Genomic DNA, 19,933 nt, shown 5'->3' on the forward strand with positions numbered 1-19,933 from the left:
TGCTCCCGGCGCTTTTCTCGGAGAAGGGTCAGTTGTCCATGGCATCGGCCAGGGACTTCGGCCGCATGTCCGTCCAGTTCGCTTCCACGTGATCCAGGCACTCCTGGCGGCCCGACGGGCCGAAGGCGACCGTCCAGCCGGCGGGCACCTCCACGAACTCCGGCCACAGGCTGTGCTGGTTCTCCGCGTTGACCAGCACCAGGTAGGTACCGGACGGGTCTTCGAACGGGTTCGTCATGCGAGGCCTCCTCAGGCGGTGATGTCGGTGCGGGCGCCCTTGACGACCTCGGTCAGCTTCTGGATGACCGGGGCCGCGAGCACCGGGTTGAACCGGGGTTCGGTCGACCAGTCGGCGAGCTGGTTCGCCTTGACCGCGGGCAGCTGCGCCCACGTCGGGATCGCCGCCAGCTGCGGGCGCGACAGCGCGTACGTGCGGCTGTCGGTCAGGATCAGGTCCGCCGGGTACTTGCCGGCCTGCTCCCAGCTGAGCGTCTCGAAGTAGTCGTCCGTGCCGGCGCCGTTGATGATGTCCAGGCCCAGGTCCCGGTAGTACGCCAGGTCCGCGAAGAACTCCGGCTTGCAGACGTACAGGTTGTCCTTGTCGCTGGACACGACCAGGACCTTGAGGCCGGGCTTGGCCTTGATGGCCGCCTTCAGGTCGTCGGACGCCTTCCGGAAGTCGTCCTTGCCCTTCTTGATGACGTCGGAGTTCGCGTCACCGCCGAGCGCCAGCGCGAGCTGCTCGTAGCGCTCGATCACCTTCGGCAGCGTGACCTTGTACTCCGACATCGCGACGATCGGCGCGATCTGCTGCACCTTGGGGCCGAGGTCGTCCTTGAGCACCCACAGGTCGGTCGGCTTGGCGCCGGTGAGCCCGGTGATCACCAGGTCCGGCTTGGTCGCGGCGAACTTCTCCATGCTGAAGTCGTCCCACGCGTTGCCGATCGACGTCACGGCGTTCAGGTCGATGTTGCCGGCCTGGATCTCCTTGCCGCCGTCGGCCGTCTTCTGCGGGCCGAACACGCCGGCCGGGCGGACGCCGTAGTCCCACAGCGCGGCGGCGGAGCTGACGTAGGCCACGACGCGGGTCGGACGCTGGTCGCGCGAGGCCTTCTGCCCGCGGTCGTCGGTGAACTCCCAGGGGCCCGAGGACGCCGGGGCGGCCTTGTCGTCGCCGCTGCCGCACGCGGTGAGTGCCGCGGCCGCGGCCAGCCCGCCGGTGCCGATCAGGAATCCACGCCGGCTGAGCCCGGCACCGCCTTGAAACACGGACATGAGAACCTCTCGCCAGCCATTTTTTAGGATAGGCACACCTTATTTAGGTGAGGCTGTCGAAAGCAACAGTCGCGACCTACCTGTGTCCACCCCCACCTGCGTCAATTCCGGCCCGAGAGCTGGGCTTCCGCGCCGGGCACCGGCTCGGCCGGGTCGTGTCCCAGGTGGACCTGGCGGTTGTCGGCGTCCACGTGCACCACGCGCGGCCGGTGCCGCGCGCGCTCGACCTCGTCGACCTGGGCGTAGGTGATGATGATGACGAGGTCGCCGGGGTGCACGAGGTGCGCCGCGGCGCCGTTGACGCCGATGACACCGGAGCCCGGTTCGCCGGTGATGGCGTAGGTCTCCAGGCGGGCGCCGTTGGTGATGTCGACGACCTGGACCCGCTCGCCTTCGACGATGTCCGCGGCGGCCATCAGGTCCGCGTCGATCGTCAGCGAGCCGACGTAGTGCAGGTCGGCCTGGGTGACGGTGGCGCGGTGGATCTTGGCGTTCATCAGGGTGCGGTGCACGTCTACCTCGTGTCTCGGGTCAGCAGCGCGGCGAGTCCGGCTGCCGTGGGGGTACGGAAGAACTCGGCGATCGGGAGCTCGGTCCCGAGCCGTTCGGTGATCCGGTTGCGCAGGACCACCAGCAGCATGGAATGCCCGCCGAGGGTGAACAGGTCGTCGTCGGCGCCCACCGCGTCGACGTCCAGGACCTCCGCGAAGATTTCGCAGAGGGTCTTCTCCAGGGGTGTTTCGGGCGCCCGGCCGCGGGTTTCGAACTCGGGCGCCGGAAGCGCCGCCCTGTCGAGCTTCCCGTTGGGCGTCACGGGGAAGGCGTCGAGGGGGACGATCGCCGCGGGCACCATGTACTCCGGCAGCGACCGGGCCACGAACTCCCGCAGCCGCGCCGGATCCGCCGTCGCCGGGGTCGTGTAGGCGATCAGCCGCTTGTCCCGGTCCTCCCGGACGACGACGAGCGCCTGCTCGACGTCGTCGTGCCGGGTCAGCGCCGCCTCGATCTCACCCGGCTCGATCCGGAAGCCGCGGATCTTGACCTGGTCGTCGGTGCGGCCGAGGTATTCGAGCTGCCCGTCGGGCCGCCACCGCATGAGGTCGCCGGTGCGGTACATCCGCTCCCCCGGCGGCCCGAACGGGTCGGCGACGAACCGGTCGGCGGTGAGCGCGGGACGCTGGTGGTAGCCGCGGGCCAGTCCGGCGCCGGCCAGGTACAGCTCGCCGGGCACGCCGGCCGGGACCGGGGTCAGGCCGCCGTCGAGGACGTACGCGCGGGCGTTGTGCACCGGACGCCCGACCACCGGCCGGTCCGCGTCGGCGAACCGGCCGACGAGCGCGTCCACGGTGGCTTCGGTCGGGCCGTAGAGGTTGTACGCCTCGGTGCCCGGCATCGACCGCAGCGACTCCCACAGCGTCTGGGACACCGCTTCGCCACCGACGCCGACGACTCCCAGCGCGCACTTCCCGTCTTCGACGACGCCGGCCGCGGCCAGCTGCGCGAAGTGCGACGGCGTCAGCTCGAGGAAATCGAGCCCGCGGTCACGCACCACCGCGGCCAGCCGATCGGGGTCGCGGCGCGTGTCGTCGTCGACGACGTGCACCTCGTGCCCGTCGAGCAACCACAGCTGCGGCTGCCAGGACGCGTCGAAGAAGAACGCCCACGCGTGCCCGACCCGCAGCCGCCGACCGCCCGCCGCCGCGACTGCCGGGCGGTAGAGCGTCTCGCGGTGGCTGTGGAACAGGTTCACCAGCCCGGAATGCGGGATCACCACGCCCTTCGGCTTGCCCGTGGAGCCGGACGTGTAGAGCACGTACGCCGGGTTCGCGGGCGACGGCGGGGTCAGCGCCGCCGGAGTGTCCACAATGTCCTCGACGAAGAGCGCCCCGGGAACCGGCGAGGCGAGCGCACGGCTGGTCAGCACCAGCGAAGCACCGGAGTCGGTGAGGATCGCGGCGATCCGGTCCGCCGGCTGGTCCGGGTCCACCGGCAAGTACGCCGCGCCCGCCTTGAACACACCGAAGATCGCCTCGACGACCGCCGCGGACCGCGGCAACACGAGCGCCACGACCTTCTCGGGACCGGCACCGTGCGAAGCGAGCCGCCGGGCCAGGCGGTCGGTCCGCGCCGCGAACTCGGCGAAAGTCACACTGCTGTAAGCGTCGCTCAGCGCGGTCGCACCCGGCGTCGCCGCCACCTGCGCGGCCAGCCGGTCGACCACCGTCGGCGCGGACGTCGTCAGCGGCTCACCACGGCCCCACTCGGCGACGATCCGGTGCCGTTCGGCCGCGTCGAGGACGTCGATCCGGCTCAGCGGCCGGTCCGGGTCGGCGACGACGGCCGTCATCAGCCGGACCAGGCGCTCGGTGAGGGTCCGGGCGGTCGGCTCGTCGAAGAGGTCGAGGCTGAACTCGAGATCGCCTTCGAGGCCGCCGGGTGTTTCGACCAGGTCGAACGACAGGTCGAACTTCGCCTGTCGCAGCCCGGTGTCCCGGTAGGACGCGTCCAGCCCGAGCAGCCGTTCCGGTTCCGAACCCGAGTGGTAGACCGCGAGCATGACCTGGAACAGCGGGTGCCGGGCCAGGGATCGGGCTGGGTTGAGCAGCTCGACGAGGTGCTCGAACGGCAGGTCCTGGTGGGCGTACGCGGCCAGGTCGGCCTCCCGGACGCGGTTCAGGAGTTCCCGGAACGTCGGGTCGCCGCCGGTGTCGGTGCGCAGGACCAGGGTGTTGACGAAGAACCCGGCGAGGTCCTCCAGCGCGTGGTCGGTGCGGCCGGCCACCGGCGTGCCGAGCGGGATGTCGGTGCCCGCGCCGAGCCGGGTGAGCAGCGCCGCGAGGGCGGCCTGCAGCACCATGAACGTGCTCGTGTCGCTGCCGTGGGCCAGGTCCCGCAGTCCGCGGTGGACGTCGGCGGGCACGGTGAACGGCACGGCGGCGCCGCGGTTCGTCGACCGCGCCGGGCGTGGCCGGTCGGCCGGGAGCGCCAGCTCGTCCGGGATCCCGGTGAGGGTGTCCCGCCATAACGCCGCCTGCCGGCCGAGCAGGCTGCCGGGGTCGTCGGCCCGGCCGAACATCTCCCGCTGCCACAGCGTGTAGTCCGCGTACTGCACGGGCAACGGTGTCCACTGTGGCCGCTGTCCGCGGAGACGAGCCGCGTAGGCCGTGTCGAGGTCGCGCTTCAGCGGCGGCAGCGACCAGCCATCGCCGGCGATGTGGTGCACCAGGAGCACGAACACGTGCCGGTCGGGCCCGGCCGACACGAGCGTCGCGCGGACCGGGATCTCGGCGTCGAGGGTGAAGCAGTACGACGCCGCCGCGGTGACGCTCTCGTCGAGGTCCGCCGCCGTTTCGGTGACCAGTACCGGCCGCGCGCGTTCGTCGCTCGGGTCCAGCACGACCTGCCTGGGTGTGCCCTGGTCTTCGACGAGGATCGTCCGCAGGATTTCGTGCCGGGCGACGACGTCGCCGAGCGCGGCCCGCAGCGCGTCGGCGTCGACCGGTCCGGTCAGCTCCCACGCCCACGGAATGTTGTAGGTCGCGCTCAACCCGTCGAGGCGGCCGAGGAACCACAGCCGCTGCTGGGCGAACGACAGCGGCAGCACCTCGGGCCGCTCGGCGGGAACCAGCGCGGGACGGCTTTGCCGGCCCGGGTCGAGCAGTTCCGCCAGGCGGGCCGGGGTCGGCGCGTCGAACACCGCCCGGATCGGCACCTCGACGCCGAGCAGCGCCCGGATCCGGCTGACCAGCCGCGTCGCCAGCAGCGAGTGCCCGCCGAGGGTGAAGAACCCGTCGTCAGGACTGACCCGCGGGACGCCGAGGACGTCGGCGAAGAGGTCGCACAGGGCTTGCTCGGCCGGGGTCCGCGCGACCCGGCCGGAGGCTCGGACCTCGGGGTCGGGCAGCGCGGCGCGGTCCAGCTTGCCGTTGGCGTTCACCGGCAGTTCCGGCAGCACCACGATCGCCGACGGCACCAGGTATTCCGGCAGCCGCCCGGCGAGCGAGGCCCGCAGCGCGATCGGGTCGACGCTGTCCCCGGACGGCACGACGTAGGCGACCAAGCTGTTCGAGCGCGCCATCACGGCCGCGCGGGCGACCGAGGCGTCGGCCGTCAGCACGGCTTCGACCTCGCCCGGCTCGACGCGGAAGCCGCGGATCTTGATCTGCTGGTCGGCCCGGCCGAGGAACTCGAGCGCGCCGTCAGTGCGTCGACGGACCAGGTCGCCGGTGCGGTACATCCGCTCCCCAGGCTCGAACGGCGAGGCGACGAACCGTTCCGCGCTCAGCGCCGGACGGCCGAGGTAGCCGCGCGCGAGCCCGGCACCGGCCAGATACAGCTCGCCGCGGACGCCCGGCGGGACCGGCCGGAGGCCCGCGTCGAGAACGTACGCGCGGGTGTTCGCGACCGGCCGTCCGATGGCCACCGGCCCGCAGATCTGGGCCAAGCTGTCGCCCGCGACTTCCGAGCAGCCGTACAGGTTGACCAGCTTCGCCGACGGCCACCGCCGGGCCACCTTCTCCGCGAGAGCGGCGGAAAGCGGCTCACCACTGGTGATCCACGTGGTCACCGAGGTGAACGCGTCGGCCGGGGCGTCTTCAGCGAAGCTGTCGAGGAGGCTCGGGACGACGGTCAGCACCTGGGCACCGGACGTGCGCACGAGTTCGGCGAGCGCGTGCGGGTCGGTGGCCGTCGCGTCGTCGGCGAGGACCACCGAGTCGCCCGCGACGAGCCCGCCGAGCAGCTCGGTCGAGCCGTCGATGAACGTCAGCGCGCTCTTCGCCATCCGCACGCCTTCGGCGACATCCCGGCCCCAGTGCAGCCGGTTGGCCAGCGCGCGCTGGGTCCCGGCGACGGCCTTCGGGCGTCCTGTCGAGCCGGACGTGAAGATCACGTAGGCCGGGTTGTCCGGGCTGATCGAAGGCCAAACCGGTTCGGGCCCGGTTTCGTCCGGGCGCACCAGCCGATCCCCGAAGCCATCTTCGGCGATGACCAGGTGCGGAGCGGCGTCGGTCAGCATCAGCTCGACGCGCTCGGCCGGGTGGTTCAGGTCCAGCGGCAGGTACGCGGCGCCGGTCTTCAGCACCGCCAGGAGGGCGACGACCAGGTCGGCCGACCGCGGCAGCGCGACGGCCACCACCCGCTCCGGCCCGGCGCCCCGCGCGAGCAACGCCCGGGCGAGCGTCGTGGCTCGTGTGTCCAGTTCCGCGTACGTGAGCCGCTCGGCGCCGAACACCAGCGCCATGGCGTCCGGCGTCAGGGCCACCTGAGCGGCGAACAACTCCGCCGTCGTCTCCGCGGGCAAGGTGGTCGCGGGGGCGGCGGTGAGCTGGTCGTGCTCGGCATCGGTGAGCAGGTCGACCGCGCCGATCCGGGTGTCCGGGTCGGCGACGACGGCCCGCAGCAGCATCCGAACCCGGTCGAGGATCGCTTCGACGCTCCCCCGGTCGAAGACGTCGCTGTTGTACTCCGCCGTGCCGCGGATGCCGGTCCGGTTGCCGGGTCGCTCGCCGACGAAGAACGTCAGGTCGGCGCGGGCGGTGCCGGTGCGGACCGGTTCCTCCGCGACGGTCAGGCCGGGCAGCGCGAGGTCGGCGACGGCGTTGTTCTGCCAGGCCAGCATCGTCTGGAACAGCGGGTGGTACGCGAGCGAGCGCACCGGGTTCAGCGCTTCGACCAGTCGCTCGAACGGCACGTCCTGGTGGGCGTAGGCGTCCAGGCTGCGATCCCGCACGCGCGCCACGAGGTCGCGGAACGACGGGTCGCCGCCGGTGTCGACGCGCAACACCAGCGTGTTGACGAAGAACCCGACGAGGTCGTCGAGGGCCTGGTCGGTCCGGCCGGCGATGGACGTGCCGAGTGGGATGTCGGTGCCCGCGCCGAGCCGGGTGAGCACGGCGGTGAGCCCGGCGTGGACGACCATGAACACGCTGGCGCCGTACGCGCGGGCCAGTTCGACGAGTCCACTGTGGAGTTCGGCGTCCCAGCCGAACGCGAACTGTTCGCCCTGGTAGGACGCTTCCGCCGGGTGCGGCCGGTCGGTCGGCAGCTCGATGCGCTCGGGCAGGTCGGAGAGGGCGTCGCGCCAGTAGGCCAGCTGCGGTTCGATGACCGGCTCGCCGAGGACGTCCCGTTGCCACAGCGTGTAGTCCGCGTACTGGACTGGCAGCGGCGTCCACTGCGGAGCTTCTCCGGCCTGCCGCGCGGTGTAAGCCGTCGCGAGGTCGCGCCACAGCGGCGCGGTCGACCAGCCGTCCGACGCGATGTGGTGAAACACCAGCACGAGGACGTGCTCGCCCGCACCCAGCCGCAGCAGCTCGGCCCGCAGCGGGATTTCCGACTCCAGCTCGAACACCGTGCGGGCCGCTTCCGATACGGCGTCGACGAGCGTGGTCTCGGTGACCGCGCGGGACGGCAACGGGATCGTGACGTCGTGGAGGACCTGCTGCCCGGCTTCGCCGTCGATCTCCGGGAAGACCGTGCGGAGGGCTTCGTGGCGTTCGACCACATCGGACAGCGCGACCTTCAACGCGGCGACGTCGAGGTCTCCGGTCAGCCGCACCGCGGTCGGCATGTTGTACGTCGCCGATGGGCCTTCCAGGCGGTGCAGGAACCACAGCCGTTGCTGGGCGAACGACAGCGGCAGCACGTCCGGCCGCGGCTCGACGCGTTCCAGCGCGGGCCGGGCGACCGAGGCGTCCGACGTGGACAGCAGGGCGGCCAGGCCGGCGACCGTCGGCGACTCGAACACCGACCGGACCTGCAGCTCGACGCCGAACACCGCGCGCAGCCGCGCGACCAGGCGCGTCGCCATCAGCGAGTGCCCGCCCACGGCGAAGAAGTCGTCGTCGACGCCGATCGACGCGGCGTCGAGGACCTCGGCGAACAGCCCGCAGAGGACTTCCTCGACCGGGGTTCGCGGCGCCCGGCCGGCGGTGACGGCCTGCTTGTCCGGGCTCGGCAGCGCCCGTCGATCGAGCTTGCCGGAGGCGAGCAGCGGCAGCCGGTCGAGGACGACGAACGCCGACGGCACCATGTACTGCGGCAGCCGGTCGAGGACGTGGGCCCGCAGGGCCGAGACGAGGGCGCTGGTGTCGCGCTGCCCGGCCGGGTGGTTGCCCAGCGTGGCGAGCGCGGCCCGGACCGGCTTGCCCCGGTGGATCCGCGTCGGCTCACCGGTGGTGAACACGACCTCCAAGACGCCCCCGTGCGCCGTGAGGGTCGGGAACACCCGGTAGCCCAGGCGGGCACCGAGTTCCTGCAGTGTCTCGGGGTCCACTCCGGACGGTTCACTGTCCAAAGCGGACAACGCGGCCTCGGCATCACCCTCGGCCAGCGCGGCGACCGCCGCCAGCTCGCCGGACAGGCGGGCGTTCGGGACGCCGGTGACGCGCACCCGCGCCGGACGTGCTGCCAGGATCCGCTCCAGCTCGGACAGCGAGTCGAAGTTGACGACCTCTTCGTCGAGCGGTCCGGGCTTGGGCGCCTTCCGCAGGACGACGTCGTACCGGTGCCGGGTCAGTTCGTTGTGCGCCTCGCCGCGTTTGACCCACAGGTCGACGTCGTCGAAGCCGTCGAGCTGACGGGCCAGGGCCGTGAAGAAGTCCGGATCCAGCACGAGTTCGCCTTCACGGGCGATCGCCTGGTCGACCGCGGCCGCGTCACGACGGCCGTGCCGCAGCTCGGTCGCCGTCCGGAACGCCCGCAGCGAGCGCAGGTTCCGGATGTCGCCCAGGAAGATCACGCCGCCCGGCCGGACCCGCGCGGCCGCCGTGCGGATGACCTCGGCGAGGTAGTCGACGCTCGGGAAGTACTGCGCGACGGAGTTGATGATCACCGTGTCGAACGGCTCGTCCGGCAGGTCGCCAAGGTCGTGCGCCGGCCGGGCCGCGACGTGGACCTTGTCCGCGAACGGTGTCGCCGCGAGTTCCCGCCGGAGGTTGGCGATGGCCCGCTCGGAGAGGTCGACACCCCAGTACTCCTCGGCGTCCGGCGCGATCCGGGAGAGAATGAGCCCGCTGCCGACGCCGATCTCCAGGACCCGCTTCGGCTGGAGTGCCTGGATCCGCTGGATCGTCGCCGCGTGCCACTCGCGCATCTCGCCGAGGGGGATCTCGGTTCCGTCGTAGCTGGAGTTCCAGCCGGTGAAGTTCTCCTCCAGCCCACCGGACGCCGCTTCGGTGAAGACGTTCTCGTGCAGCTCACGCCACTCGCCGACGTGGTCCAGCTCAGCTTCTTCGTCGCGTCCGGCGGCCGGGACGGCGTAGGCGATGAGCCGGCCGTCCTGCGCGAGGACGACGGACTGCCCGACGGCCGGGTGCTCGGTGAGCACGGCTTCGATCTCGCCCGGTTCGATGCGGTAGCCGCGGATCTTGACCTGGTCGTCGGCCCGGCCGAGGAACACCAGCCGCCCGTCCGGCAGCCACTTCACCAGGTCGCCGGTGCGGTAGAGCCGGCCGCCCGAACCGAACGGGTCGGCCACGAACCGCTCCGACGTCAGCGCGGCGCGCCCGAGGTATCCGCGGGCGAGGCCCGATCCGGCGAGGTACAGCTCCCCCACCACGCCGGGCGGGACCGGCCGCAGCCCGGCGTCGAGCACGGAGGCCCGCGTGCCCGGGTCGGGGATGCCGATCGGGACGACGGTCGCGTCCGCCAACTCAACGGGGTCGCTCTCGCCGAGCGTGGAGTTGGTGGTGGCTTCGGTCGGGCCGTAGGCGTTGAACATCCGGCGGCCCGGCGCCCACCGCCGGATCAGCTCGGGCGACACGCGTTCGGTGCCGGCCAGCAGGACGCTGTCGCGCGGCAGGTCGCAGTCCGCCGGCATGGCGTCGAGCAGCGCGGGCGGCAGGATCATGAAGTCGACGCCGTGCTGATGCGCGTACTCGGTCAGCGCGGGTCCGGCGACCCGGCGCTCGGCCGGGACCACGACGAGGCGACCGCCGGAGAGCAAGCCGAGGCATAGGTCCCAGAAGGCGACGTCGAAGCTCGGCGACGCGAACTGCAGCACCCGGCTGTGCGGGCCGATACCGAACCGCTCGACCTGGGTGGCGACCAGTTTCGCAACGCCCGAGTGCTGGAGGACGACGCCCTTCGGCCGTCCGGACGAGCCGGACGTGTAAATCACGTAGGCCGCGTTTTCCGGCTTCACGACAACCACCGGGTCCTTTATGGACATCGCGTCGAGGGCAGAGTCGTCGAGGAGCACACGAGGCACGTCCGCCGGAAGCTTCGCGTCGATCTCCCGGGTCGTCACGACGCAGACCGGGCGGGCGTCTTCGACCATGTAGGTGATCCGGTCGCCGGGGTAGTCGACGTCGATCGGGAGGTACGCGGCGCCGGCCTTGAGCACGGCCAGCTCCGCGACGATCATGTCGACCGACCGCGGCACGGCCAGCGCGACGACGCGCTCCGGCCCGGCACCGCGGTCGAGGAGGAGGTGCGCGAGCCGGTTGGCACGCGCATTGACCTCGGCATACGTCAGCTCGACGTCTTCGAAGACGAGCGCGACGGCGTCCGGCGCTTCGGCCACGCGGCGGGCGAACAGCCCGGGGAACGTCTCGGTGCCCGCCGGTTCCGGCGACCCGGCCCACTCGGTCAGGACCCGGTCGCGCTCGTCGCCGGCGAGCAGGTCCAGGGCACCGACCGGGCGGTCCGGCTCGGCCAAGGCCGCCCGCAGCAGTACTTCCAGGCGGCGCAGGATCGCGTCGGCGCCGGAGTGGTCGAAGACGTCGGCGTTGAACTCCAGGACACCGGCGATCCCGGCGTCACGCTCGGTCAGCGAGATCGCCAAGTCGAACTTGGACGTCCCGGTGGTCACCGCGATCTCGGTGACGGTCAGCCCGGGCAGGGACACCTCGGCGCGGGTGTTGTTCTGTCCGGCGATCATCACCTGGAACAACGGGTGGTACGACAACGACCGCGCCGGGTTCAGCACTTCGACCAGGCGCTCGAACGGGACGTCCTGGTGGGCGTATGCGTCGAGGTTGCGCTCGCGGACGCGCGCCACGAGGTCGCGGAACGACGGCTCGCCGCCGGTGTCGACGCGCAGCACGAGGGTGTTGACGAAGAAGCCGACGAGATCGTCGAGGGCTTGGTCGGTGCGGCCGGCGATGGGCGAGCCGATCGGGACGTCGGTGCCCGCGCCCAGCCGGGTGAGCAGGGCGGCGAGCGCCGCGTGGACGACCATGAACACGCTCGCGCCGGCCTCCCGGGCCAGCTCGGTCAGGCGGGCGTGGAGGTCCGCGTCCCAGGTGAAGGTGTGCAGCTCGCCGCGGAACGTCGCGGTCGCCGGGTGCGGCCGGTCGAGGGGCAGCTCGATGCGGTCGGGCAGGCCGTCGAGGGTGTCGCGCCAGTAGTCCAGCTGCGTGCTGAGCACGCTGTCCGGGTCGTCCTCGGCGCCGAGCAGATCCTGCTGCCACAGTGTGTAGTCCGCGTATTGGACCGGCAGTTGCGTCCACTGTGGAGTCTCACCGGCGCACCGGGCGGCGTAGGCCCTGGCGATGTCGCGCCACAGCGGGGCCATCGACCAGCCGTCGGAGGCGATGTGGTGGAACACCAACGCCAAGACGTGCTCGCGCTCGTCCAGACGCAGCAGCTCCACGCGCATCGGGGCGTGGCGTTCCAGGTCGAACGAGCCTCGGACCAGGCCGGTCAGTGCGGCGTCGAGGTCGGAAACGTCGCGGACCGGCAGGTCGACCTCTTCGGCGGGGAGGATGTCCTGGTACGGGACGCCGTCGCGCTGCGGGAAGCGGGTCCGCAGCGCCTCGTGGCGGGCGACCACATCGGACAGTGCGGTGCGCAGCACCTCGACGTCGACCTCGCCGTCCAGGCGCATGATCAGTGGGACGTTGTAGGTGGCCGACGGGCCTTCGAGGTGGTGCAGGAACCACAGCCGCTGCTGCGCGCCGGACAGCGGCACGAGCGCGGGCCGGTCCCTCGGGACCAGCGCGGGCCGCGCGGTCCCGGTCCCGGCGCCGACCAGCGCGGCGAGGCCGGCGGGGGTCGGCGTCTCGAAGACCGACCGGACTTCCAGCTCGGCGTTCAACGTCGTGCGGATGCGGGCGATCAGCCGGGTGGCCAGCAGCGAATGGCCGCCGAGGGCGAAGAAGCTGTCGTCCGGGCCGACCCGCGGCAGGCCGAGGACGTCGGCGAACAGCTCGCACAGCTGCCGTTCGACCGGCGTGCGCGGCTCGCGGTCGGACGTCGGTGCGACCGGGTCCGGTGACGGCAGTGCGCGGCGGTCGAGCTTGCCGTTGGCCATCACCGGGAGCGCGTCGAGGACAACGATCGCCGACGGGACCATGTGCTCCGGCAGCCGGTCGGCAGCGAGGGTCCGCAGGTCGGCGGTCAACGTGCTGATCCGGCGGAAGCGGCCGGGGTTGCCGGTGTAGGACAGCAGCGGGCCGGCGCCCGGCCGGAAGGCACCGGCGGTCTCGCCGGTCGTGAAGAGGACGTCGACCGAGCCGTCGCCCTCGGCGGACCAGGTGACGACCGTGCGGTAGCCGTGCGCGTCACCGAATTCGTACCAGTCTTCGGGGTCCACCCCGCCCGGTGCGGTGCGGCCGTTCGGAACGCGTTCGATCCGGCTCGGACCGGCCACCTCGTCCACCGTGGACAGACCGGTGCCCCACACGAGTGTCGGGACCTCGGGTGCCACGGCCGAACCGGGGCGCAGGACCACGTCGTAGCGATATCGGGTCAGCTCGTTGACCGCCCGGCCGCGCTTGACCCGGATGTCCGCGGTGACCCCGGGGAGCCCGGCGAAGAACTCGGGCGCGACGAGGAGTTCCTTCTCCCGCAGCAGGCGCTGCTCGACGTCGCCCCCGCGCGCTTCGGCGACCGCCGTGTGGAACGCCCGGACCTGACGCAGGTCGCGGACGTCGCCGACGAACAGTGACCCACCCGGCGCGAGTAGCTCGAGGGCGTTGCGCAGCACCTCCAGCAGGTACGTCCCGCTCGGGAAATACTGGATGACGGAGTTGAGCACGATGGTGTCGAAGAACCCGGACGGCAGTCCGGACAGGCCCGCGGCGTCGCCGGTACGCAGTTCCACGCGATCGGCGAGCGCGGGGTCGGCCTCGACCCGGCGGCCCAGCGACGCGATGACCTCGGCGGAGAAGTCGGTGCCCCAGTACGTCTCGCACTGCGGGGCCAACTCGGTCAGCAGCAGGCCGGTGCCAACGCCGATCTCCAGCACCCGCTTCGGCTTCAGCGACCGGATCCGCGTGACGATGGCGTCCCGCCACTCCCGCATCTCCGCCCGCGGGATCGGCTCGCCGGTGTAGCTGGAGTTCCAGCCTTCGAATTCGTCGGCGGCACCCGCGTACAACGAGTCGTACAGTTCGCGCCACTCGCCGACCTGCTCGGTCTCGTCCAGCGATGACGGTTCGGCGGGCACGACGTACCCGACCAGGCGGACATCGCCCGGCCGGTCCTCGCGGGCCACGACCACGGCGTGGGCGATGTCGCCGTGGGTGGCGAGGGTCGCGGCGATCTCGCCGGGCTCGACGCGGAAGCCGCGGATCTTGATCTGCTCGTCGCCGCGGCCGAGGAACTCGAGGACGCCGTCGGGGCGAAAGCGGGCGAGGTCGCCGGTGCGGTACATCCGCTCCCCCGGCTCGAACGGCGAAGCGACGAACCGCTCCGCGCTCAGCCCGGGACGGCCGAGGTAGCCGCGGGCCAGCTGGACGCCGGCGAGGTGCAGCTCACCGGCCGTACCCGGCGGCACCGGGCGCAAAGCCGCGTCGAGGACGTAGGTCCGGGTGTTCCACACCGGACGTCCGATCGGGACGGATATGTCCTCAGTGGACGTCCGCCAGGACGTGACGTCGACCGAGGCTTCGGTGGGGCCGTAGAGGTTGTGCAGCTCGGCGTCCAAGACCTGACCGAACTGGACGACCGCGTCGGCGGGCAGGGCTTCGCCGCTGCACAGGACCCGGCTCAGGCTCGTGCACTCCCGCGCGGCCGGCTCCTGCAGGAACACCTGGAGCATCGACGGGACGAAGTGGACGGTCGTGACGCCGCGGCCGCGGATCAGCCGCGCGAGGTAGGTGGGGTCCTTGTGGCCGTCCGGCCGGGCGACGACCTCGGTGGCGCCGGTGATCAGCGGCCAGAGGAACTCCCAAACCGAGACGTCGAAGCTGGACGGCGTCTTCTGCAGGACGCGGTCGTCGCCGGTCAGGCCGTACTCGTCCTGCATCCAGAGCAGCCGGTTGACGATGCCCTCGTGCGGCACGACGACGCCCTTGGGACGGCCCGTCGACCCGGAGGTGTAGATGACGTACGCGGGATTCTCCGGCCGGAGCACGACATCGAGCGGCGCATCCGGAACTCCGGCCAGGGTGTCCGGGTCGTCCAGCAGAAGCGCACCGGGTACAGCCGTCGACGCGGTGGCCAGCACCAACGTCGGAGCAGCATCTTCGAGCATGAACGCGAGGCGCTCGGCCGGGTAGCCCGGGTCGAGCGGCAGGTAGGCCGCGCCCGTCTTGAGGACGGCGAGGATGGCCGTGACCAGGTGCGTCGAGCGCGGCAGCGCGAGGGCGACGACGCGCTCGGGCCCGGCTCCCCGCTCGGCCAGTACGCGGGCGAGGCGGTTCGAGACGGCGTCCAGCTCGGCGTAGGTCAGCTCTTCGTCCTCGAAGACGAGCGCCGTGGCATCCGGCGTCCGCGCGACCTGGGCGGCGAACAGCTCGGGCACGGTCACCGCGGGGACGTCCTCGACCGCCCCCGACCAGACCCCCGGCAGGGCGTCGCGCTCCGCCGGGGTGAGGACGTCGAGGCTGCCGAGCCGCCGGTCCGGGGCGGAGACGACCTGGCGCAGCAGGACCTCGAGGCGGTCGAGCAGGCCGGTCACGGTGGCGTGGTCGAAGACTTCGGCGTTGAACTCGGCCTGGCCGTGGATGCCGTCGGCGCGCTCGGTGAGGGAGAACCAGAGGTCGAACTTGGCCGTGCCGGTGCCGACCGGCCGCTCGGTGACGGTCAGCCCCGGCAACTCGACGCCGGCGCCGGGGGTGTTCTGCCAGGCGAGCATGGTCTGGAACAGCGGGTGGTGGGAGAGGGACCGCGCCGGGTTCAGCGCTTCGACCAGCCTCTCGAACGGGACGTCCTGGTGGGCGTAGGCGTCGAGGCTGCGCTCGCGGACGCGCGCCACGAGGTCGCGGAACGACGGGTCGCCGCCGGTGTCGACGCGCAACACCAGGGTGTTGACGAAGAAGCCGACGAGGTCGTCGAGGGCCGGGTCGGTCCGGCCGGCGATCGGGGTGCCGATCGGGATGTCGGTGCCGCCGCCGAGCCTCGACAGCAGGGCGGTCAGCCCCGCGTGCACCACCATGAACGGGCTGGCGCCGCACGCTCGCGCCAGGGCGGCCAGCCCGGCCTGCAGGCCGGCGTCCCAGGCGAAGGTGAAGAACTCGCCGCGGTAGGCCGACACCGCCGGGTGCGGCCGGTCGAGCGGCAGCGGGATCCGCTCGGGCAGGCCGTCGAGGGCCGTGCGCCAGTAGTCGAGCTGGACGGTCTCTTCGGCTTCCAGGAGATCACGCTGCCAGAGCGTGTAGTCCGCGTACTGCACCGGAAGCGGCGTCCACTGCGGAGCTTCCCCGCGGAGGCGCGCGCGGTAAGCCGTGGCGATGTCGCGCCAGAGCGGGGCCAGCGACCAGCCGTCGGCGGCGATGTGGTGCACGACGAGGACCAGCACGTGCCGCCGCGCGTCGACGGTCAGCAGCGCGGCGCGCACCGGGACGCCGGCACCGAGGTCGAACACCCCGCGGACGAGCGTGTCCACTGCTGCGTCCACTTCGGACTCCGGCAGCGCGCGGACGGTCAGCGCCACCTCGGCTTCGGTGAGAATCCGCTGGTACGGCACGCCGTCGGCGGTCGGGAACACCGTCCGCAGCGATTCGTGCCGGTCGAGGACGTCGTGCAGGGCCGCCCGCAGCGCGTCGACGTCCAGCTCACCCGCCAGTCGCATGACGAGCGGGACGTTGTAGGTCGCCGAGCCGCCTTCCAGGCCGTGCAGGAACCAGAGCCGCTGCTGCGCGAACGACAGCGGCAGCTGCTCGGGCCGGTCGGTGACGCGGGTGAGCGGGCGCCGCTCGGTGCCGGTCGTCGCCCCGGCGAGGAGGTCGGCGAGCGCGGCCGGGGTCGGCGCGTCGAACACCGCCCGCACCGGGACCTCGGCGCCGACGGCCGCGCGGATCCGCTGGATCAGCCGCGTCGCCAGCAGCGAATGCCCGCCGAGGGCGAAGAAGTCGTCGTCCGGCCCGGCCTGCGGGACCCCGAGGACGTCGGCGAACATCTCGCAGAGCAGCTGCTCGACGGGGTTGCGCGGCGCGCGGCCGGGTCCGGCGGTGAACCGCTCCGGGCTCGGCAGGGCCTTGCGGTCGAGCTTGCCCGAGGCCAGCACCGGCAGCTTGTCCAGCACGACGAACGCCGAGGGCACCATGTACAGCGGCAGCCGGTCCCGCACGTGCGCCCGCAGCGACGCCACCAGCGCGCCGGTCTCCCGCCGGGCCGCCGGGTTGTTCGCGTACGACGCGGGCGTGCCTCCCTGGGCCCGCAGTGGGCGGTAAGCCGAGGGGCCGCCTTCCCCCCTCGAGAAGACGGCCTCCAGCTCACCGCCCTCGTTCGCCCAGGTCACCGCCACCGCGTAGCCGGCGCGCTCACCGAGCGAGTACAGGGCTTCCGGGTCGACGCCGTCGCGACGCTCGAGCGCCCGCCGAGCGGCCGCCGGATCGCCGGCGTCCAGGGCGCGCACCGCCGCCAGCTCACCGGACAGCCGGGCGTCGGGGATCCCGGTGACCCGCAGCCGGCCCGGTGACTCGGTGGCCAGGAACCGTTCCACCGCACCGAGATCGCCGTACGCGACGACCTGCTCGTCGACCGCGGCCGGCTTGGGCGCCTTGCGGAGGACGACGTCGTAGCGGTGCCGGGTCAGCTCGTTGTGCGCCTCGCCGCGCTTGACCCAGAGGTCGACGTCGTCGAAGCCGTCCAGGCCGCGGGCCAGGGCCGGGAAGAAGTCCGGGTCGAGCACCAGTTCACCCTCGCGGGCGATCGCCTGGTCGACCGCCGCGACGTCGGTCCGGCCGTGCCGCAGCTCGACGGCGGTGCGGAACGCGCGCAGCGAACGGAGGTTGCGGATGTCGCCGAGGAAGATCGTGCCGCCGGGCTTCACGAGGCCGGCCGCGGTCCGGACGACCTCGGCGAGGTAGTCCGCGCTCGGGAAGTACTGGGCGACCGAGTTGATGACGACGGTGTCGAAGGGCTCGTCCGGCAGCTCGCCCAGGTCGTGCGCGGGGCGGGCGGCGAGGTGCACCCGATCGGCGAAGGGCATCGCGGCGACTTCGCGCCGGACGTTCTCGATCGCGCTCTCGGACAGGTCGACGCCCCAGTACGTCTCGGCGTCCGGCGCGATCCGGGACAGGATCAGGCCGCTGCCGACGCCGATCTCCAGGACCCGCCCGAAAGCGCCACTTTCACGTGAAAGTGGCGCTTTGGCGGTGGCGCGGATGCGCTCGATGGTCGCCGCGTGCCACTCCCGCATCTCCGCCAGGGAGATCTCGGAGCCGTCGTAACTGGAGTTCCAGCCGGCGAAGTTCTCCTCGATGCCCGTCGATCCGGCGAGCATCTCCTCGTGGACGTCGTGCCACTCCTCGACGTGGCCCTGCTCGGCGGCCTGATCGCGGTCGGGCACCGGCACGGCGTAGGCGACGAGCTGCCCGTCCTGGGCGACGACGACCGACTGGCCGACGCGCGGGTGCTCGGCGAGCACCGACTCGATCTCGCCGAGTTCGATGCGGTAGCCGCGGATCTTGACCTGGTCGTCGGCCCGGCCGAGGAAGACCAGCCGGCCGTCCGGCAGCCACTTCACGAGGTCACCCGTGCGGTAGAGGCGCCCGCCCGAACCGAGGGGGTCGGCCACGAACCGCTCCGCCGTCAGCCCCGGCCGGCCGAGGTAGCCGCGGGCCAAGCCGGATCCGGCGAGGTACAGCTCGCCGACGACGCCGACCGGGACCGGCGCGAGGAACGCGTCGAGGACGTACGCGCGGGTGCCCGGGTCCGGAACACCGATCGGCACGGCCGAGCCGGGCGCGATCTCCGGGTCGCACAGCCCGAGCGTCGAGTTGGTCGTGGCCTCCGTCGGGCCGTAGGCGTTGAACATCCGCCGTCCCGCCGCCCACCGGCGCACCAGCTCCGGCGACACCCGCTCGGTGCCGGCCAGCAGCACGCTGTCGCGCGGCAGGTCGCAGTCGTCGGGGAACTCGGCGAGCAGCGCGGGCGGCAGGATCATGAAGTCGACGCCCTTGGCGTGGGCGTAGTCCGCCAGCTCGGGGCCGGGCACGCGGCGCTCGGCGGGGACGATCACCAGGCGTCCGCCGGAAAGCAGGCCGAGGCACAGGTCCCAGAACGCGACGTCGAAGCTCGGCGACGCGAACTGCAGCACCCGGCTTTGGGGGCCCACGCCAAAACGCTCCGACTGCGTCGCGACGAGCTTCGCGACGCCCGCGTGGGACACCACGACGCCCTTGGGACGTCCGGTGGAGCCGGAGGTGTAGATGACGTAGGCCGCGTTCGCCGGGACGATCGCCGCCGTCGGGTCGGTGTCCGGTGCCGCTGCCAGAGCGAGTTCGAGTTCGTCGAGGAGGACCGCGCTCTCGAAGTGATCCGCCAGCTCGGCGGTGGTCAGCACGCACACCGGGCGCGCGTCGGTGACCATGAACGCGATCCGCTCGGCCGGGTAGTCCGGGTCCAGCGGCAAGTAGGCGGCACCTGCCTTGAGCACGGCCAGCTCGGCCACGATCATGTCGACGGATCGGGGCACGGCGAGCGCGACTACCCGTTCCGGCCCGGCTCCGCGCCCGATCAGGACGTGGGCGAGCCGGTTCGCACGCGCGTCCAGCTCGGCGTAGGTCAGTTCCTCGTCCTCGAAGACGAGCGCAACGGCGTCCGGTGCCTCGCGGACGCGAGCGGCGAACAGCTCCGGCAGGGTCGAGAGCGGCGGGTCGAGGTCGGTGGAGTTCCAGTCCTCGAGAATCCGGCGCAGTTCCGGCTCCGGCACCAGGTCCAGGCGCGCGACCGGCCACTGTGGACGGCTCAGCGCCTCGGCCAGGACGTGCTCGAGGTGTCCGAGCATACGGTCCACTGTGGACTCGTCGAGGACATCCGCGCGGTAGTCGGCGACGATCGTGTCGCCGTCGACGATCAGGTTCACGTCGAGGGGCAGGTCCGTCTCGGCGCCGAAGCCGACGTTGACGACCACCGATCCCCCACGACCGGGCTCGGGCTCGACCTCGGCGAGCAGGTCGTCGAACGGAACTTGGTGGCTCAACGCCTCTTCACGCGCCTCACGAACGCGTGCGACGACGTCCGCGAAACCGGGCGAGCCACCGAGGTCGACCCGCAGCGGCACCAGCGAGCCGAGGCCGAGGACGACGTCGGCGGTTCCCGCGTACCGGGACAGCAGCACCGTGAAGGCCGCGAGGAGGGTCAGCTCGTCGACCGCCGGCAGCGGCCGGGCCAGCCGGGCCGGAACCGGCTCCGCCGAGTACGGCCGGTCGATCGGCAGCGGGAGCTCCTTCGGCGCCGAGGCGAGGCGGTCACGCCAGAATCCGAGCTCCGCCACCTGCTGCACAGCGTCACCGTTGCTCACCGGTAGACCAGCCTCCCG

Annotated in this window: 4 protein-coding genes; all 4 read right to left on the minus strand. The window is 72.2% G+C overall.

All coding sequences use genetic code 11. The features are described from left to right. Window positions 1–28: 28 nt before the first annotated feature. Entirely contained in the window at window positions 29–238 is a 210-nt protein-coding gene (locus tag AB0M59_RS37215; protein WP_360484241.1) for an MbtH family protein, read from the minus strand. A gap of 11 nt (window positions 239–249) precedes the next feature. Then, a complete protein-coding gene (locus tag AB0M59_RS37220) occupies window positions 250–1,275 on the minus strand; it encodes an ABC transporter substrate-binding protein (protein WP_364624824.1) in 1,026 nt (341 codons plus the stop codon). A gap of 101 nt (window positions 1,276–1,376) precedes the next feature. Next, a complete protein-coding gene (gene panD, locus AB0M59_RS37225) occupies window positions 1,377–1,787 on the minus strand; it encodes an aspartate 1-decarboxylase (RefSeq protein ID WP_364624826.1) in 411 nt (136 codons plus the stop codon). 2 nt (window positions 1,788–1,789) lie between these two features. Beyond that, window positions 1,790–19,915 (minus strand): amino acid adenylation domain-containing protein, encoded by an 18,126-nt coding sequence (locus AB0M59_RS37230; RefSeq protein WP_364624828.1) that lies wholly within the window; start codon window positions 19,913–19,915, stop codon window positions 1,790–1,792. Between the last annotated feature and the right edge of the window lie 18 nt (window positions 19,916–19,933).

This window comes from Amycolatopsis sp. NPDC051371, assembly GCF_040682155.1.
Classification (GTDB): Bacteria; Actinomycetota; Actinomycetes; order Mycobacteriales; family Pseudonocardiaceae; genus Amycolatopsis.

Excerpts from the sequence above, each read along its gene's own strand:
- AB0M59_RS37220 (WP_364624824.1), bottom strand. The coding sequence starts at position 1,275 with ATGTCCGTGTTTCAAGGCGGTGCCGGGCTCAGCCGGCGTGGATTCCTG.
- AB0M59_RS37215 (WP_360484241.1), bottom strand. The coding sequence starts at position 238 with ATGACGAACCCGTTCGAAGACCCGTCCGGTACCTACCTGGTGCTGGTC.